Source organism: Nostoc sp. (assembly GCF_036917615.1).
Taxonomy (GTDB): Bacteria; Cyanobacteriota; Cyanobacteriia; order Cyanobacteriales; family Nostocaceae; genus Nostoc.
This window is the reverse complement of sequence record NZ_JBALCZ010000046.1, coordinates 1-16,529: the sequence shown is the minus strand read 5'-3', so window position 1 is coordinate 16,529 and position 16,529 is coordinate 1. Positions and strand designations below refer to the sequence as shown.

13 protein-coding genes are annotated in these 16,529 nt (G+C 43.2%); 8 read left to right on the top strand and 5 right to left on the bottom strand.

Going from position 1 to position 16,529, the window contains the following annotated elements:
* Positions 1 to 35: 35 nt before the first annotated feature.
* Together V7K85_RS15380 and V7K85_RS15375 are read right to left on the bottom strand one after the other, a co-directional pair.
* Entirely contained in the window at positions 36 to 791 is a 756-nt protein-coding gene (locus V7K85_RS15380) for a DUF2996 domain-containing protein (protein WP_334814508.1), read from the bottom strand.
* 280 nt (positions 792 to 1,071) lie between these two features.
* Positions 1,072 to 2,127, bottom strand: a complete 1,056-nt coding sequence (locus V7K85_RS15375; RefSeq protein ID WP_334814507.1) for a DMT family transporter — start codon at positions 2,125 to 2,127, stop codon at positions 1,072 to 1,074.
* A gap of 255 nt (positions 2,128 to 2,382) precedes the next feature.
* Here V7K85_RS15375 and V7K85_RS15370 point away from each other — a divergent pair, with 255 nt between their 5' ends.
* Both V7K85_RS15370 and V7K85_RS15365 read left to right on the top strand, forming a co-directional pair.
* Positions 2,383 to 2,745, top strand: a complete 363-nt coding sequence (locus tag V7K85_RS15370) for a hypothetical protein (RefSeq protein ID WP_334814506.1) — start codon at positions 2,383 to 2,385, stop codon at positions 2,743 to 2,745.
* 365 nt (positions 2,746 to 3,110) lie between these two features.
* Positions 3,111 to 4,076 (top strand): alpha/beta hydrolase, encoded by a 966-nt coding sequence (locus V7K85_RS15365; RefSeq protein ID WP_334814505.1) that lies wholly within the window; start codon positions 3,111 to 3,113, stop codon positions 4,074 to 4,076.
* A 241-nt stretch (positions 4,077 to 4,317) separates the two neighbouring features.
* On the opposite strand, the gene V7K85_RS15360 is transcribed toward V7K85_RS15365, so the two are convergent.
* Together V7K85_RS15360 and V7K85_RS15355 are read right to left on the bottom strand one after the other, a co-directional pair.
* Positions 4,318 to 6,618, bottom strand: a complete 2,301-nt coding sequence (locus tag V7K85_RS15360) for a glycoside hydrolase family 10 protein (protein WP_334814504.1) — start codon at positions 6,616 to 6,618, stop codon at positions 4,318 to 4,320.
* A 160-nt stretch (positions 6,619 to 6,778) separates the two neighbouring features.
* Positions 6,779 to 6,976, bottom strand: coding sequence for a hypothetical protein (locus tag V7K85_RS15355; protein WP_334814503.1), 198 nt, complete (start codon positions 6,974 to 6,976; stop codon positions 6,779 to 6,781).
* Between the two features lie 332 nt (positions 6,977 to 7,308).
* Here V7K85_RS15355 and V7K85_RS15350 point away from each other — a divergent pair, with 332 nt between their 5' ends.
* From V7K85_RS15350 to V7K85_RS15335, 4 genes are read left to right on the top strand one after another with little or no spacing between them, the layout of a single operon-like run.
* Positions 7,309 to 8,697, top strand: coding sequence for a 3' terminal RNA ribose 2'-O-methyltransferase Hen1 (locus V7K85_RS15350; protein WP_334814502.1), 1,389 nt, complete (start codon positions 7,309 to 7,311; stop codon positions 8,695 to 8,697).
* A 14-nt stretch (positions 8,698 to 8,711) separates the two neighbouring features.
* Positions 8,712 to 9,161 (top strand): ATP-binding protein, encoded by a 450-nt coding sequence (locus V7K85_RS15345; protein ID WP_334814501.1) that lies wholly within the window; start codon positions 8,712 to 8,714, stop codon positions 9,159 to 9,161.
* Complete coding sequence (locus V7K85_RS15340; protein ID WP_334814500.1) at positions 9,151 to 9,912, top strand: tRNA(His) guanylyltransferase Thg1 family protein; 762 nt, start codon at positions 9,151 to 9,153, stop codon at positions 9,910 to 9,912. The genes V7K85_RS15345 and V7K85_RS15340 overlap by 11 nt, the downstream gene beginning before the upstream one ends.
* A gap of 5 nt (positions 9,913 to 9,917) precedes the next feature.
* Positions 9,918 to 12,536, top strand: a complete 2,619-nt coding sequence (locus tag V7K85_RS15335) for a polynucleotide kinase-phosphatase (RefSeq protein ID WP_334814499.1) — start codon at positions 9,918 to 9,920, stop codon at positions 12,534 to 12,536.
* Positions 12,537 to 12,602: 66 nt separating this feature from the next.
* Here V7K85_RS15335 and V7K85_RS15330 read toward each other — a convergent pair whose 3' ends face one another.
* Positions 12,603 to 13,241: a histidine phosphatase family protein gene (locus V7K85_RS15330; RefSeq protein WP_334814498.1), complete on the bottom strand. Its 639-nt coding sequence runs from the start codon at positions 13,239 to 13,241 to the stop codon at positions 12,603 to 12,605.
* Between the two features lie 299 nt (positions 13,242 to 13,540).
* On the opposite strand from V7K85_RS15330, the gene V7K85_RS15325 reads away from it, so the two are divergent.
* Together V7K85_RS15325 and V7K85_RS15320 are read left to right on the top strand one after the other, a co-directional pair.
* The gene (locus tag V7K85_RS15325; protein ID WP_334814497.1) at positions 13,541 to 13,681 is read left to right on the top strand and encodes a hypothetical protein; all 141 of its coding nucleotides are present in this window, start codon (positions 13,541 to 13,543) and stop codon (positions 13,679 to 13,681) included.
* Positions 13,682 to 13,762: 81 nt separating this feature from the next.
* Positions 13,763 to 16,354, top strand: coding sequence for a CHAT domain-containing protein (locus tag V7K85_RS15320; RefSeq protein ID WP_334814496.1), 2,592 nt, complete (start codon positions 13,763 to 13,765; stop codon positions 16,352 to 16,354).
* The last annotated feature ends 175 nt before the right edge of the window (positions 16,355 to 16,529 follow it).

The following is a 16,529-nucleotide window of genomic DNA, read 5'->3' as shown; positions in this document are numbered from 1 at the left end:
TCAAAAACCAAAGACTAATGACTAATAACCAATAACTAATTTATACCTAACCACTTTTGACCGTCCAAGCGCTGAACTAAGCCAAATACCAACAAATCGAGTGTAACTCTACGCTCATCGATTAAGAATGACTCAAGAGTGCTAGGTTTTTTGCCTTCATTACAGGAAAATCCCTTTTTCCCTTGAATATCTTCTTCAGGGAAATACAGGTTAAACTGACGCCGACCAGTTTCTTTCCAACTGCCGATAATTTGCCAGCATTCTTCGGCGGATTCAAAGCCAGTGATTGGCACCTTCTGCTTGGCAAAAGACACCTGTAAATCTTGCACGCCTTTTTGAGCGATCGCTTTTTGTAAAGCTGGCAAGTAGTTTTGCTCGATGAACTCTACAAATGGCTTATCTTCAACAGCGGGGACTTTTTCCTTTTTGGCGGCTTTAGCTGCGGCGGCTGGTTTTTCTCCTGTTGCTGCGGGTTTTTCGTCTGCTGCGGCTTTAGCTGCGGCGGCTGGTTTTTCTCCTGTTGCTGCGGCGGCTGCGGGTTTTTCGCCTGCTGCGGCTTTAGCTGCGGCTGCGGGTTTTTCTCGCTTGGGTGGTACAGCAGCTGGTTTAGCAGCATTGGGATTATCTTCGGGGTTTGCGGCTTTAGGATCTGGCGCGTTGGCAGTAGGAATATCTGTGGCTTCGGGTGAATCTGTACTAGGAGCGTGTTCTTCAGCCACACTGGGAGCTTGCTTGTCAACAGTGCTGGGAGCTATCTCTCCCGCTTGATTGTGATTGGTTTCGTCTGCCATTGCTCAGGTCAATCCTTTAATCTAGCTTTGGGAGCGATCGCTCACCTTGAGGTATCGGGTATTTTCATTTTGACATAATAGTACCGCAAGGCAATAATAACTGCACAGTTAGAAATAACGCAAAGGCTTAGGACATAAGCTTTCTTCCCTTCTGTCCCCTGCCCCTGCAATTTTGGATTTGCAATTTTAGATTGTTCAATCTAAAATCGTTCGACTGAGCGAACGCAAGAGCGTCTCGTAGAGAAGCCGAAGTCCAAAATCTAAAATTTTTCCGCCTCCTTCAAATCCCCTTGAATCCCATACCAGTTTCTACCTGTTGCTGCGCTTGAGTAGAATTCACCTTGCCAGACGCAATCCTAGAAGTCTGACGCCAAATACCAACTTGGCTCAAGAATAGACCTACTAAAATCAAGCTACCACCAATATATTGAGGTAGGGTAGGGGCTTCACCCAAAATTAAATAAGCTGCTAGGATGCCCACAATTGGGCTAAATGAGTTAACTAAGGAAGCCATAGATACAGTGGAAGTTTTCAAGCCTTTAATCCAAAAAGACTGACCTACTACTACAATCAACCCACCATACAAAAACATCCATTGCCACAAGAACGGTGAGAGGACATCAGCAAAATGATCGCTGCCATAGACAACTAAAGCAATGAGGAAAAAGATTACGGTTCCTAGTGCAGTCCGAAAGATGCTATAGATTCCCAAAGGTATCTGCGAAAGGTATTTCTTACCAATAATCGTGGAAGCGGCTACGGCCACAGATCCTACTGCTGCCAAAAGTTCCCCTATACCTAAACTGAAACCTCCCATGTTCATCATCGCTTCTGTTGGGGGCTGAAGGATAATAGTTAAGATAACGCCAACAAAAGCAGCGATCGCTCCGATAAATTCCCAAATATTTACCCGTTCCCTCAATAACCAGACTGATAAAGCCAGAGTTAGAGGCGGTTCCAAGCGTCCCACCAAGATGACATTGTTCACCCCTGTGAGTGCGAGTGCCTGGAAAAATAAGCCAGGGGCCAATGCTCCCGATAAAATAGCTACTGCTGTTAAACTGACCCAATCCTGACTTGAGAGTTGCTTCAAAGTCGCCTTATTCCACTGTCGCCCATAGATTAGGATCAGAAGTATCAAGGCGCAAAGGTTTCCCACGAATAAAACATTACAAAAAGAAATTGGATTGCGAGCGCCTATGAAGTGTTCAGCACCAATTTCTGTTAGCTTCCGGGTAACTGCGCCAGATGCTGCAAAAATTAGCATTGCTAGCCAAAGATATGTTTGTCCGGAAATTCTATGGATTAGACGATGTGGGCTTTTGGGTCTAGTCACAATAATACTACTGCAATGAAAGCATTGCTCATTATATTAAGTTGCCGTCATCCAGTTCTGAATGAGGTTTTGTTGAGAAAATACTTAAATTATGCTGTGACTTTGAGCAACCATGATTGCCTGAGAAAATGCTGAGAATTAACTAAATTTTCTTAAGGGATAAATTCATGAAAATAGTTGCTTAGTTTCAATCAGCTCTCACTGCCACCTGAGATGCTTGGGATGTTCAGGATAAAACAAAGAAGAGAGTAAAACATGAAACTTGCACCCATACTTACAAGTGTCGCTTTGGTTGGTTTTCTCACAGTTTGGGACGCACCATTAAAGGTGATCAATCCGTTATTAGTGCAGGCATCAGCAGCCCAAGAGATGACTCTAACACAGAAAATAGACTTGCTAACTAAGAGTAAGGGTCAGATTGGTAGTGGTGATCAACTGCGTCGTTTCTTTTATGGTGACTTGGAGCCAATTGGTATCCAGGTAGGTGGTGCAGGTCACGTAGTTAACCTTTATAACAAAGCTAATGATGTCACATTCGCTTACTGTTCGTACTACGATGTAATTGTAGCGATTAAAAAAGGTAAGGTGACTAAGTTTGAACCCAGCGAAGTGAAGTAACTTATTGAGGGCGTTGAGTGCAAAAACTTATCATCGTGAATATGTCCAAGCTAGGTGCTGAAAATTGGGAAAAGTGTAATATCGTAACTAGGAAAAGGAGCGGAGTTTTTCCTTAATGTCCCCATAAACTACTAGCTTTCAAAATAGTCTTTTTGAAACCATCTGGACAAGGGGTATGAGTTCTTTTTTACCCTTATCCCCTTGTCGATATTGAGAGTTTTAGTAAAGAGTGAAGGGTGCGATCGCACTTTCTGTTTTGTCTGAACCTGTAGGTATGAGTAGGAGGATCTCTTGGCGGTTGAGAAATTTGACGATGGTTTGGTGTTGAAATTAGCGTGAGGGGGGTTGCGCGCTCGCCTGAATCAATGATGAAGATACGCCCCGAATTTGATAAACCGCAACTTGGGTTAGTATCAATTAAAATCACTTGCGCTGATCCAGAAAACTCAATGCTGTACCGCAATTTTCAAACTCAGGCCCAGCTAGATTACCAGTATAATCCCAGTGAACTAGGTCTTGATATACCTCAATACATGAATTTTTATGCCACAAACAGTGTTAAGGTGCGTGAAAAACTACGCTGTGATCTAAATGTTCTTTTCGGCTCTACCTTAGTCGAACACCTAGATATTTTTCCCGCAACGCAACCACAAGCACCAATTTTGATATTTATCCACGGTGGCTATTGGATAATGTCCAGCAGTAAAGACTTTAGCTTTGTCGCCCAAGGTCTTGTAGCTGCCAATGTTACAGTGGTGCTGGTCAACTATGCGTTGTGTCCCAAAGTAACCATTGATGAAATTGTCCGCCAAAATCGTTCAGCGATCGCCTGGGTTTATCATCATGCCGAAAGCTTTGGTGCAGGTGCAGACCCCAATCGCATCTATGTAGCCGGTCACTCAGCCGGTGGTCACTTAACTGCGATGCTCATGACTACAGACTGGAAAAACGACTATGGACTACCAGATGACATCATTAAAGGTGGTTGTGCTATTAGCGGTTTGTTTGATTTGATGCCATTTCCCTATACCTGGCTACAACCCAAAATACAACTTAGTTGGGCTGAAGTTCTTCGCAATAGTCCTATCCGTCACCTTCCTGAAAAAGCTGGCTCTCTACTTGTAACTTGTGGCGGCGAAGAAACTTCAGAGTTTCAACGACAATCGTTAGATTTTCTGGCTGCATGGAAAGAAAAAGAATTGCCTGGTGAATACTTACCACAGCCTAATAAAAACCACTTTACAATCATCAATGGTTTTTTAGACACTGAGAGTCCACTGTGCACGGCAATTTTAAGACAAATAAAGTCACATGATATTAGCATTGATTAAGGGTAAAAAAACCCCTACTTCTGGCATGACATCTTCCTGCATTTGACTGCGTACTACTTCTTCGATCTTCCCTAAACTTGTTAGTTCCTCGATGGGAGCGTTTTTGTACAAGATTTTAGCGTCGGCTAGCAAAAACCGCAGCCATCGCACAAACGATGAGTCTGGTGAGCAAAAGTTAGCAGACGCGAGCAGGGCGGTTTAAATTAAAATGGCTCAACTGCTTGGAGGATAAGCTTTCCTCTTACCGCCGACTGCGAAAACCCTGTCTTCCATTAACTTGGTCAAAGAGGACATCGTATTTATCAAAAAATGCGATTCCGGGATTTACAAATATAGTCAGTTCTGCCTGTGGCGAGATACTCAAATTGCAGCGATTAAATCCGTCGCGGGTTCCTGGAATCAGGCTGTAATCAAAAATGCCATTAATTGCGACCTTCACGGCATTTGCTGAACCTAATACTCCTGGTTTGAGTTTACCTGCTGTAGAAGCTGACTTGAATTCAGTCAAACCATTAATAGTTCCAGTATCAGTGATCATTTTACCATTACAAGGATTTTTAGCAGAACTTCCAGCAATTGTTAAACAAACTTTGCTCAGTTGAGAGTCCCATCTGTTACCGGGTACATCATTAATTTCGCTTTGTTTACTCCAAACAGCCATTTTGAAACCTGCTTGATTATTGGCACTCAAACCGAGAATTAAACTGCCATTGTTATTACTACCACCATTTCCAATCACAATAAATCCGTTACTCAGATTGCCTGGTAATTTTCTCAACGGATTATAGGGAAGTGATTTTTCAAAATAGTTGACACCGACAATACCAGAAAATGGCACACCACTCTTTGCTGAACAATTAGGCTTTTGGGCAGTACATTGGCGATTAGTAACAACCTGTACCGGAACGGGTTCTGCGGTGGGAAGCAAACCAAACCTGACACTAGTATAAACTAATTCTCCCTCCAGGATAGTACCATCACTTAATACCTCCCTGATATTTTGACCTGTTCTGCGGATAGGAGTATTACCCAAAAATTCTTTGGGAACTCTTAGCCCTGCTGACCCTGTATCTAATAAGATACGCCTTGGCTGACCACCTGCGATCGCTACTTCCAGAAAATAGCCGCGAATACGTTGACCGAGGGAAGGTTTTGGATATAAAGGTAGGGATATGGTATCAAAAGTTGGCTTGCGGGGTGTATTTTGAGAGATGTCGCGCAACGCTGGGTTTGGGAAAAGCTCCGCAAATGCTGACTGACGTTGCGCTACTGGTTCAGATGCAATATCCCAAAGGCTTTCGTAGTAGAAAAAGCCGATACCTAAACCGCGTTGTTGCACTGCTTCTACCTGGGATTGAATTTGTGATATGGAAACGGGACGATTTCGTAACCCCGCCATAATACCGATACCAGTTGGGATGACTTGTTTTGTTTCTAAAATTTCTGGGCGGCTAATTTGAGCAATAAAACTTTCCAAATCATTACGGTACACTTGCATGACTAACTCATCGACAATACCCAACCGTACCCAGTTGAGCCAGTCTTGCAGTTGCAGTTTGTAGGCGAAATCATAATAATTAGGAGCAACTGAGAAGATAGCATTCGGTTTTCGGGCTTTCACAGTTTGGTGGAGGTCTACCATGAATGCCGTGATTTTATCTGCCCGCCATTTTATCCATGCTTGGGCTTGGGGATTAGGTGGGGGAGGATTGCCAGTTTCTTGAGTATATAGACTAATTGTGTACTTATCGTAACCAAAATCCACAGGTAAACTCGTATTATCATCAAATTGAACGCCATCAGCATCGTATTGAGTAATGACTTCCATGACGAGTTCGGTGATAAACTTTTGCACTTCGGGGTAGAAGGGATTTAACCACGCCACTTCACCCGCAGCACTAATTGAAGTTTGAGTCCCATCTAGCTTTTGTGTCAGCCAATCTGGATGCTGGGATGCGAGTTCCGAAGTTAGGGGAACCATGAAACCAAATTCAAACCAAGGTATTGCTAGTAGTCCTTGTTTGTGGGCTTGGTTGATAATGTCTGCAATCACATCTTGTCCATCTGCTCCCTTGAAGAAAAAGGGGACACCCATTTTTTGCATGATAGCACTGGGGTATTGTGTATAACCATCGTTCCACACTACTGGATAAACAGTGTTAAAGTTTAACTGTTGCAGTTGGCTCATGGCTGCTTGCACCTTTGAGCGATTTCTGAAAATGCTAAAATCGTTACCACTTAGCCACACTCCCCGAATTTCCTGACGAGGTTGAGGAGGTAGTTGGGCAACGGCAGGGGCAAAGCTGTTAAGTTGCAATACTACAAAGAATGATATCAGACATAATAATGGCAGCAGATGCTTCCTAAAAAGCAACCAACCATGATGAATCAAAGGTGATATATCTTGAATCGCTGCTTCTCTACCAGAGGCTACGCGTAGCTTGCTTCGACATAGGAGTAAGCGTCTACGCACAGGGTTAAATAGTAAGTAAGTTAGAGTCGCATTAATTTCTCTGTTTTTTTCCCAAAACTGAGTTGTCATTACTTCTGCTTCTAAATGAGCTTAATTGGTTATATTTCATTCCATATAAACGTTAAATTGCTACACCAGGAGAACTGATACAGTAATTTAGCTGCAAGATAGTTGACGCAGTTGTCAGGTTGGTAGTGCCAAGCAGTATGAACAATCAGCAACTAGCAGATTACGCACATATACTCCCATTCGGAAGCTGCGGCATTCCACCAATACCGATGCGGATTGCAGCAGTGATAGTTCCATGTACTCGTCGCGCCACGCGGAGGGCTTTCATTGCTCCTGCAAAGCTCGGATTAAAATGGTATCCTCCATTCTCTAGCTGATCAAAAAATCGTACTATCCCTTGACAATATGTAGTATCCATATTACAAATATAGTGTTAAGATAAAACCTTTTTTAAAAAGCAAAATTAAAAGCTGTGATCCAAAAAAATTGTTCTATCAATTTGTGCGGGATACCAATAATTTCAATTTTCTGTGTCTAGAACCTTAAGAAATTAGGTATATGGAGGTGAGTTCGATCATGTTTGCTAACTCATTTGTAATGATTTAGCAATCAATACAACTATATTTAAATAACGTCAGATATGAGCGAAGATAATTTGAGTACAAGAAGTAAATTCGATATATTATCGCTTATCCTTGAGCAGAATTCATAAATTATTTCCTTACCCTAAACCTTTGTACAAGTAAATAAATGCTGCTGACAATCACAACAACACATTCTCCAGCAACGGAGTTAGGCTACCTGTTGCATAAACACCCAGACCGTTGTCAGTCCTTTGCCCTAAGTTTTGGAAAGGCGCACATTTTCTACCCAGAAGCTAGTAGAGAGCGATGTACGGCGGCGTTGTTGTTGGATGTTGATCCTGTGAAGTTGGTGCGGGGACGCGGTGCAAGGCTAGAACAATATGTAACCGATCGCCCTTATGTTGCTTCTTCATTTTTAAGTGTAGCGATCGCTCAGGTGTTTAGTACGGCTTTAGGAGGTCGCTGCAAAGACTTACCAAAATTAGCGCAAACCCCTATTCCTTTGGTAGCAAAACTATCGGTCTTACCTTGTCGCGGTGGTGAAGAGTTTCTGCGGCAATTGTTTGAGCCGTTGGGCTATGGTGTCAGTGCCGAAGGTCATGCTTTAGATGAGAAATTCCCTGATTGGGGGCAGAGCCAATACTTTACCGTCGAACTTCAGCACACCTTGCCGCTTAGTGATTTGTTAAGTCATCTCTACGTTCTAATTCCAGTGTTGGATGACGATAAGCATTACTGGGTAGGCGATGAAGAAATAGAAAAATTACTACGTCATGGTGAAGGCTGGTTAACTACCCATCCAGCGCGAGAGCAAATTACCAGGCGTTACCTGAAACGACAGCAACGCTTAACTCGTCTAGCATTAGCTCAACTAATAGAGTCAGACAATTCCGATGTTGATAGTGCTGAAGAAAACTATGCTCAAGAAGAGGCGGAGGTAGAAAAGCCGATTAGCCTGAATCAGCAGCGCTTGGATGCTGTGATTGCAGTTCTAAAACAAAGCAATGCAAAGCGGGTGATTGATTTAGGGTGCGGTCAAGGCAATCTGTTGAAAATACTCATCAAAGACGGGTTTTTTGAACAGATTACAGGTGTGGATGTTTCCTACAGGGCGCTAGAAGTTGCCCAAGAACGATTGGATCGTCTGCGCCTGACGCGTAACCAGTGGGAACGGGTACAACTGATCCAAGGCGCACTCACTTACCAGGATAAACGCTTTAGTAGCTATGATGCTGCGACGGTGATTGAGGTGATTGAGCATCTTGATTTGCCTCGGTTGGGAGCATTTGAGCGAGTTTTGTTCGAGTTTGCCCAACCCAAAACGGTGGTGGTGACAACGCCGAATATTGAATACAACATCAAATTTGAGAATCTCCCGGCGGGAAAACTGCGACATCAAGACCACCGCTTTGAATGGACGCGATCGCAGTTTCAAAACTGGGCAAACCAAGTAGCAAAAGGCTTTGGCTACACTGTGGAATTTCAACCTATAGGGACGGAAGATCCAGAAGTCGGTTCACCCACACAAATGGCAGTGTTTAGCCATAACTTCTAATTTCATCATTGATCATGGAAGCAATTATTTTTGTAGGAATCCAGGGAGCAGGTAAATCTACTTTTTATCGCGATCGCTTCTTTAATACTCACATCCGCATTAACCTTGATATGCTTAAAACTCGTCATCGAGAGCAAATTTTTCTTCAAGCTTGTTTGGAAAGTAAACAACGCTTCGTTGTGGACAATACTAACCCAACTGTAGAGGAAAGAAAACGCTACATTACTCCAGCTAAGGCGAAAGGTTTCTGGGTTGTGGGTTACTACTTTCAGTCTCAACTAGAAGACTGCAAGCAACGAAATAGCCAGAGACTTCCTGAAGAAATCGTGCCTTTGGTTGGACTGTTAGCAACGTATAAAAAGCTTGATTTACCGAGGTGGAGCGAAGAATTTTATGCACTTTATTCGGTTAAAAATGATTTAAATAATTCATTTTTTGTTGAGGAATGGAACCGTGAAATTTGATGAACTTGATAGTAAAATGCGGGTGTTTGAGACAGCACACGATTATTGTGTGCTACCTGGACTTTACATAGTTGCAAGATTAGATGGACGCAGCTTTACTCGCCTGACAAAAGAAGTGCATCAATTTGAGGCTCCCTACGATACTCGCTTTCGAGACTTGATGCTTGCAACTGTCGAACATTTGCTCAATTGCGGATTAGATCTCACTTATGGTTATACCCAAAGTGATGAAATCTCTCTACTATTTGCTCAACAAGAAAACACTTTCAACCGCAAATTAAGAAAACTCAATTCGGTTTTAGCAGGTGAAGCCAGCGCCAAATTTTCTTTACTATTAGGTGCTATAGGCTGCTTTGACTGTCGTATTTCGCAGCTTCCTAATATAGAAGAAGTAGTAAATTATTTTCGTTGGCGCAGTGAGGATGCCCACAGAAATGCTCTCAATGCTCATTGTTACTGGTGTCTGCGTCGAGATGGCAAAAGTGTAACTGAAGCAACCAGTATGATGAAAGGGTTGTCTGTTGCCGATAAAAACGAACTATTATTCCAGCATGGGATTAATTTTAATCATCTCCCTAATTGGCAAAAACGAGGTGTAGGGCTGTATTGGGAAGAATACCAAAAGCAGGGATTTAACCCGATCATCGGTGAAACTGTCTCAGCACTACGGCGACGCGTCACGCGAGATTTGGACTTGCCAATGAAGGATGAGTATAGCAAATTTATTGCAAAACTTTTGAGTGCAGATTAATTACTATGAAAATCACTATTCCTGAACTATCCCTAATTGTCCTCATCGGTGCTTCTGGTTCCGGTAAATCAACTTTTGCGCGTAAGCACTTTCAACCTTTTGAGGTGCTGTCTTCCGACTTTTGTCGCGGGTTGGTGTCAAATAAAGAAAATAGCCAGTCTGCTACCAAAGATGCTTTTGAGGTGCTGCGCTTCATTGCTGACAAGCGGCTAGCAGCAGGTAAACTAACAGTAATTGATGCTACTAACGTCCAGATGGAAGACCGCAAGCCCTTACTGCAAATGGCACGGCAGTATCACAGTTTTGCGATCGCCATCGTCCTCGATCTCCCAGAAGAATTGTGCCACGAACGTAATCAACTCCGTAGCGATCGCCAGTTTGGCCCCCATGTAGTGCGTCGTCATACCCAAATGTTACGGCGTTCTTTGCGAGGTTTAGAAAAGGAAGGCTTTCGCTATGTCTACACTCTCAACTCTTTAGAAGCAATTGAATCCATTGAAATCGAACGCCAACCCCTTTGGAATAACCTGAAGCACGAACATGGCCCCTTTGACATCATTGGGGATATTCATGGCTGTTGTGATGAACTCGAAATATTACTTCAACAGCTAGGCTATCAAAAAGGTGGAGAGGCAAAGGAGCAAAAAAGCACAGAAGAAGAATTGTCTATTTTTTCCTCTGTTTCACTCTGGAATGCCCCTATTTACTACCACCCAGAGGGACGCAAAGCCGTATTTCTAGGAGATTTGGTAGACCGGGGGACGCGGATCTTAGATACAGTTAAACTAGTGCGAAACATGGTTGACGCAGGTACGGCTTTCTGCATTCCTGGTAATCATGAAAACAAACTATTGCGTAAACTACGCGGTAAAAATGTCCGGGTTAATCATGGGTTAGAGCAAACCCTGGCTGAGATTGAGGCTTTACCCGATCAGGTGCGCGAACCTTTCAGCAAAGAACTGCAAAAGTTTCTGGATTCCTTGATAAGTCACTACCTTTTAGATGATGGGCGGTTAGTAGTGGCTCACGCGGGGATGAAACAGGAAATGCAAGGACGGGGGTCTGGTGCTGTGCGCGAGTTTGCTCTTTATGGCGAAAGCACTGGTGAGATTGATGAATTTGGCTTACCCGTCCGCTACAACTGGGCGGGAGAGTATCGCGGTGAAGCAATGGTAGTTTACGGACATACCCCTGTGCCAGAAGCAGAATGGTTGAATAACACTATTGATATAGATACAGGCTGCGTCTTTGGCGGGAAACTTACTGCCCTCCGCTATCCAGAAAAGGAACTGGTGAGCATTCATGCTGCCCGTATATATTGTGAACCTGTGAAACCTTTGGAACAGAACACAGCAACACGCACATCTCAACAAGAATTGGATGATGTCTTGTATATTGAGGACGTTGTAGGTAAGCGGATTATCAACACCCGACTGAAATCTAATATTACTATTCGGGAAGAAAATGCGATCGCGGCTTTAGAAGTGATGAGCCGTTTTGCCACCAATCCCAAATGGCTGATTTATTTACCCCCTACTATGTCTCCGGTAGAAACATCCCTATTGCCAGGATTTTTAGAACATCCAGCCCAAGCCTTTACCTATTACCAAAATCCGGGAATTACACAAGTAATATGTGAGGAAAAACACATGGGTTCGCGGGCGGTTGTGATTATTTGTCGAGATTTAGCAGCTGCCGAGAAACGATTTGGTGTCGTAAATGAGGGAATCGGCATCTGCTATACGCGCACGGGACGGAGGTTTTTTGATGATTCAGCATTAGAGACAGAATTTTTGAGGCGGGTAAATCTTGCCCTCTCCCAGAGCGGGTTTTGGTCAGAATTTCAAACCGACTGGGTGTGTCTAGACTGTGAATTAATGCCGTGGTCAGCCAAAGCACAGGGGCTACTACGAGAACAGTATGCACCCGTTGGAGTGGCATCACGCCTTGCCCTCAGTGACGCTGTTAACTGTTTACAACAAGCAAGCGATCGCGGTGTAGATATTAGCACCCAACTGAGTCATTACCAACAGCGTACAGATATGGCACATCAGTACGTCAGTGCCTACCGCCAATACTGTTGGTCTGTAACTGATATTTCTGGATTAAGGTTAGCTCCTTTTCACATCTTAGCAACAGAAGGAGCCGTCCATATCGATAAAGACCATCGCTGGCATATGGAGCAAATTGCTAGAATCTGCCAAAAAGACCCTGTTTTGCTCCTAGCTACTGCCTATAAAGTGATAGATTTGACTGACCCCAGCAGTCAGACAGAGGGGGTTTATTGGTGGGAAAATCTCACTAAAATGGGGGGTGAAGGTATGGTTGTCAAGCCTATGGACTTTATCGTTCGAGGTAGTCGCGGCATTGTCCAGCCCGCAGTCAAATGTCGCGGACAAGAATATCTGCGGATTATCTATGGCCCTGAATATTCAACCCCAGAGAATCTGCAACGTCTACGCCAACGTGGGTTATCTCACAAACGTTCTCTGGCTATGCGCGAGTTTGCTTTGGGTGTTGAAGCATTGGAGCGATTTGTCGCCCATACCCCTCTACGCCGCGTGCATGAATGTGTTTTCGGTATTCTGACATTGGAAAGCGAACCCGTCGATCCACGACTTTAAATTTTGAAGCTTTAGAGTCAATACAGTTCGCTTTCTTCTAATAACCTAAGTTCTGGAGTTTAGACATTATGTTCCCGGACGAAAGCGAATACGATCGGGTATATGATGGCGATCGCCTAATATTTCTATCAAAGGGCCATTAACGTCAAATTTAACCATACTTACGGACGCGACCAAAATATTCACCCGATAGCGATAGCGTCCCAAATCAATTCCCAGTAAACTGCAAAGCATAATCCGAATCGTGGCTTTATGCGAAACTACTAAAACATTACCTTGGGAATGTTTTTCTTGAATTTCAGCAATTACAGGCATAGAACGGTTAGCAATATCTACCGCAGTTTCTCCACCTAGTGGTGCATTCCAAGCGGGTTCTGTTAACCATTTTACATAGTTTTCTGTGTAATTCTCTTGGGCAAACGATTTACTCTTAGTTTCCCATTTGCCGTAACTACCTTCTCTAAGTCCGTCACGCAACTGCATATCCATACCGATAGCATCACAAAATGGCTTGGCAGTTGCGATTGTGCGCTTCATCGGGCTAACATAAACAGCCTCCCACTTCAGTTTTTGATAAACATCGGCAAAACTCTTTGCCATCTGCATCCCTTCAGAAGTCAACTCCGCATCAGTTTCACCGCAGAAATTACCACTTTGACTAAAAGTAGTTTCTCCATGTCGCAGTAAATATAAATTGAGTGTCATAGCTTGTATCGCGATTGGGATAAAGGATGTTTGTGCAAAAATAAAATACCATCAATCTCGCAATCTTTTATGTGACACCAGGACAAAGTAATCAACCAAAAAAGTCAATCAACCACAAACTTTTGATTTCGTTGACAAAAGTAGCGGTAAGAGCTAGTACTCTAGTTTGAGCCGGGATACGGATACCGTTGCCGAATTCCCCAAACAGCTAAACTGAACCGATTGAGAGCTTTCTGAGCAATTTTATACCCAGATGCAACAACAGTAGGGAAGTTGATTATAGCAGTCCTAAATGAGTCGTGAAAAATATAGATAAGGAAACGAACCGCCTTCTCTACGAGACACTACGTATAGCTTGCTTCCCCGTAGGGGTACGCGCAGCGTCTCGTAGAGAAGAACGCAAAGGACGCAAAGAGAAGAAAGAAGAAAGAGATATGTAATCTTCACAAATGATTTAGGATCGCTATAGCAACTTACACTCTCTATTTTTAGTAAAGACGCAGTGCGAGTGAGGCAAAAATATGGTAATAAAAAAATCTAGATTACGAAAAATCAAACGCTTTTTAAGTGTACTGCTGTTTTTGGCTATATTCTTAGGCGCTCTTTTATTGCCGCCCACCTTTGCACATATAACATCGGCAAACTCTAGTGTTCAAAGATTGTCCGATGCCCAAAACTTGTATGAACAGGGGAGAAAATTCTATGAAGTCGAACAGTTTGCTGAGGCTGTTAAAGTATGGCAGCAGGCTATCTCTGCATTCAAAGGCAATGGAGATCAACTGCGACAAGCGATGACACTGGGCGATTTATCATTAGCCTCTCAGCAACTTGGACAGTGGAGTGAAGCAGAAAGTGCGATCGCTCAAAGTCTAAACTTATTAGAAACCACGCAAAACATCAACGCCAAAGAACGCTCCCAAATCCTTGCCCAAGTTTTAGATATCAAAGGTCGCCTGCAATTAGCTCAAAACAAGGCTGAAGATGCTTTAAATAGTTGGCAACTCTCAATTGACATTTACAAAAAAGTAGGAGACGACAAAGCGGTTATTCGTAACCGGATTAACCAAGCGCAAGCTTTACAAGTTTTGGGGTTTTATCATCAAGCTGAAAAAACCTTAAAAGAAACTATTAAAATACTGCAAAGCCAACCTAACTCGCCTTTGAAAGTCGCAGGGTTGCGTAGTCTCGGCAATGTTGTACAAGTCACTGGTGATTTAGAAACATCTCGGCAAATATTGCAACAAAGTTTAGCAGCAGCTTCATCGTTGCCAGATAAGCAAGCAGTAGGAGATATTCTACTCAGTTTAGGCAACACAGCCCGCGCTCAACAAGATGTCCCAGCAGCTATGGAATTTTACCGAAAAGCTACCAATGCTGCCACTTCACCAACTACCCGCATTCAAGCTGAAGTTAATCAACTCAGGCTACTAGTGGAAACCGAGAAATTTGATGCGTTCCCAGCGTTATCGTCCCAAATCCAAACTCAACTTAGTGAATTACCACCCAGTCGTACAGCAATTTCTGCCCGCATCAACTTTGCCCAAAGTCTAACGAAATTTAGAAAAAAAACTAGCACAGACACGCCCTCATGGTTGAATATTGCCCAACTTTTATCATCTGCTATTGAGCAAGCCAGAAGCTTGCAAGACCAACGCACAGAATCTTATGCTCTTGGTGTTTTGGCAGAAGTGTACGAACAAACTCAACAATGGTCTGATGCCCAAAACCTTACCCAGCAAGCCTTGCTGATGGCTCAAGCTATTGATGCTAAAGATATTGGCTATCGATGGCAATGGCAGCTAGGACGTTTGTTGAAAGTGAAGGGAGATACGCAAGGTGCGATCGCAGCTTACAATGAAGCAATTAATAGTCTCCAGTCACTCCGCAACGATTTAGCTGCCGTCAATCCAGAAGTGAAGTTTTCCTTTCGGGATGAAGTCGAACCTGTATACCGGGAATTAGTAGATTTACTTTTGCAACCTGGGGAAAATTCCCAACCAAATCTAGCAAATATTGAAAAAGCCAGCGAAACAATAGAATTGTTGCAAGTCGCAGAACTTGATAACTTTTTTCGCAACACCTGTTTGAATGCTCAAATTCAAAGCAAAAAACAAGACCAAACAGCCGTAACAGTTATCTATCCATTTATTTTGCCAGACCGACTAGAGGTGATTCTCCAATTACCGCAAAAACGTTGGCTGCACTATGCTACTGCTGTAAGTAAAGATGAAGTGCAAACTACTTTAAAACAACTACAGCAAAATTTAACCAAACCCCATACATTACGAAAAATTCAGTCTTTGTCGCAAAAGGTATATAACTGGTTGATTAAACCCGCTGAAGGTGCTTTAGCTGAAAGTAAAACTCCTACTTTGGTATTTGTGCTGGATAGGTGGTTGCGAAATATCCCGATGGCAGCTCTTTATGACGGCAAACAATATCTGATTGAGAAGTATAGCATTGCATTGACTCCAGGTATGCGACTGATTGAACCCAAACCATTGCAAAAAGAATTAAAGGTAATAGCCGCAGGATTGAGTGAACCAAGTTCTGGATTTTCGGCACTACCCAACGTGAAGCGGGAATTAGAGCAAATCCGGGCTGAGATCCCTAGTAATATACTTCTCAATCAAGAATTTACCAGATCGGCTTTGCAGAATCGAATTAATTCTCTGCCTTTTCCAGTCGTTCATCTGGCAACTCATGGTCAGTTTAGCTCCAAAGCTGAGGAGACATTTATTGTTGCTTGGAAAGACCGTATTTATGTCAAGCAGTTTAATCAGTTAGTGCGAACTATCGAGCAAAACCGACCTGAAGCTATTGAATTGCTTGTGCTGAGTGCCTGTCAAACAGCTACTGGAGACGCACAGGCTGGGTTGGGAATCGCTGGTGTCGTTTTTCAAGCGGGAGCGCGGAGTACCATCGCTTCTCTGTGGAACTTAGATGATGAATCTACGGCTGTGTTAATGAGTCAATTTTACCAAGAGTTAGCTAACAAAAAGTTGACTAAAGCTGAAGCACTGCGTCGCGCTCAACTGGCTCTTTTAAAAAATCCTAAGTACATACATCCCAGGTATTGGGCACCCTACGTTCTGCTAGGTAATTGGCTGTAGTTTTATATCTGGATAAATACAGCAGTTTGTAATTTGGTGAATGACACTGATGCAGCGCAGGTAAATTTAGTAACTTTCAATCTCACTGGAGTTTAGACTAAAAGCGATATGAGAGAACGCAAATCAAAAGGAATTAGAGGTTAAAAATATTATCTTGTCAGCCTTAAAGCATCCT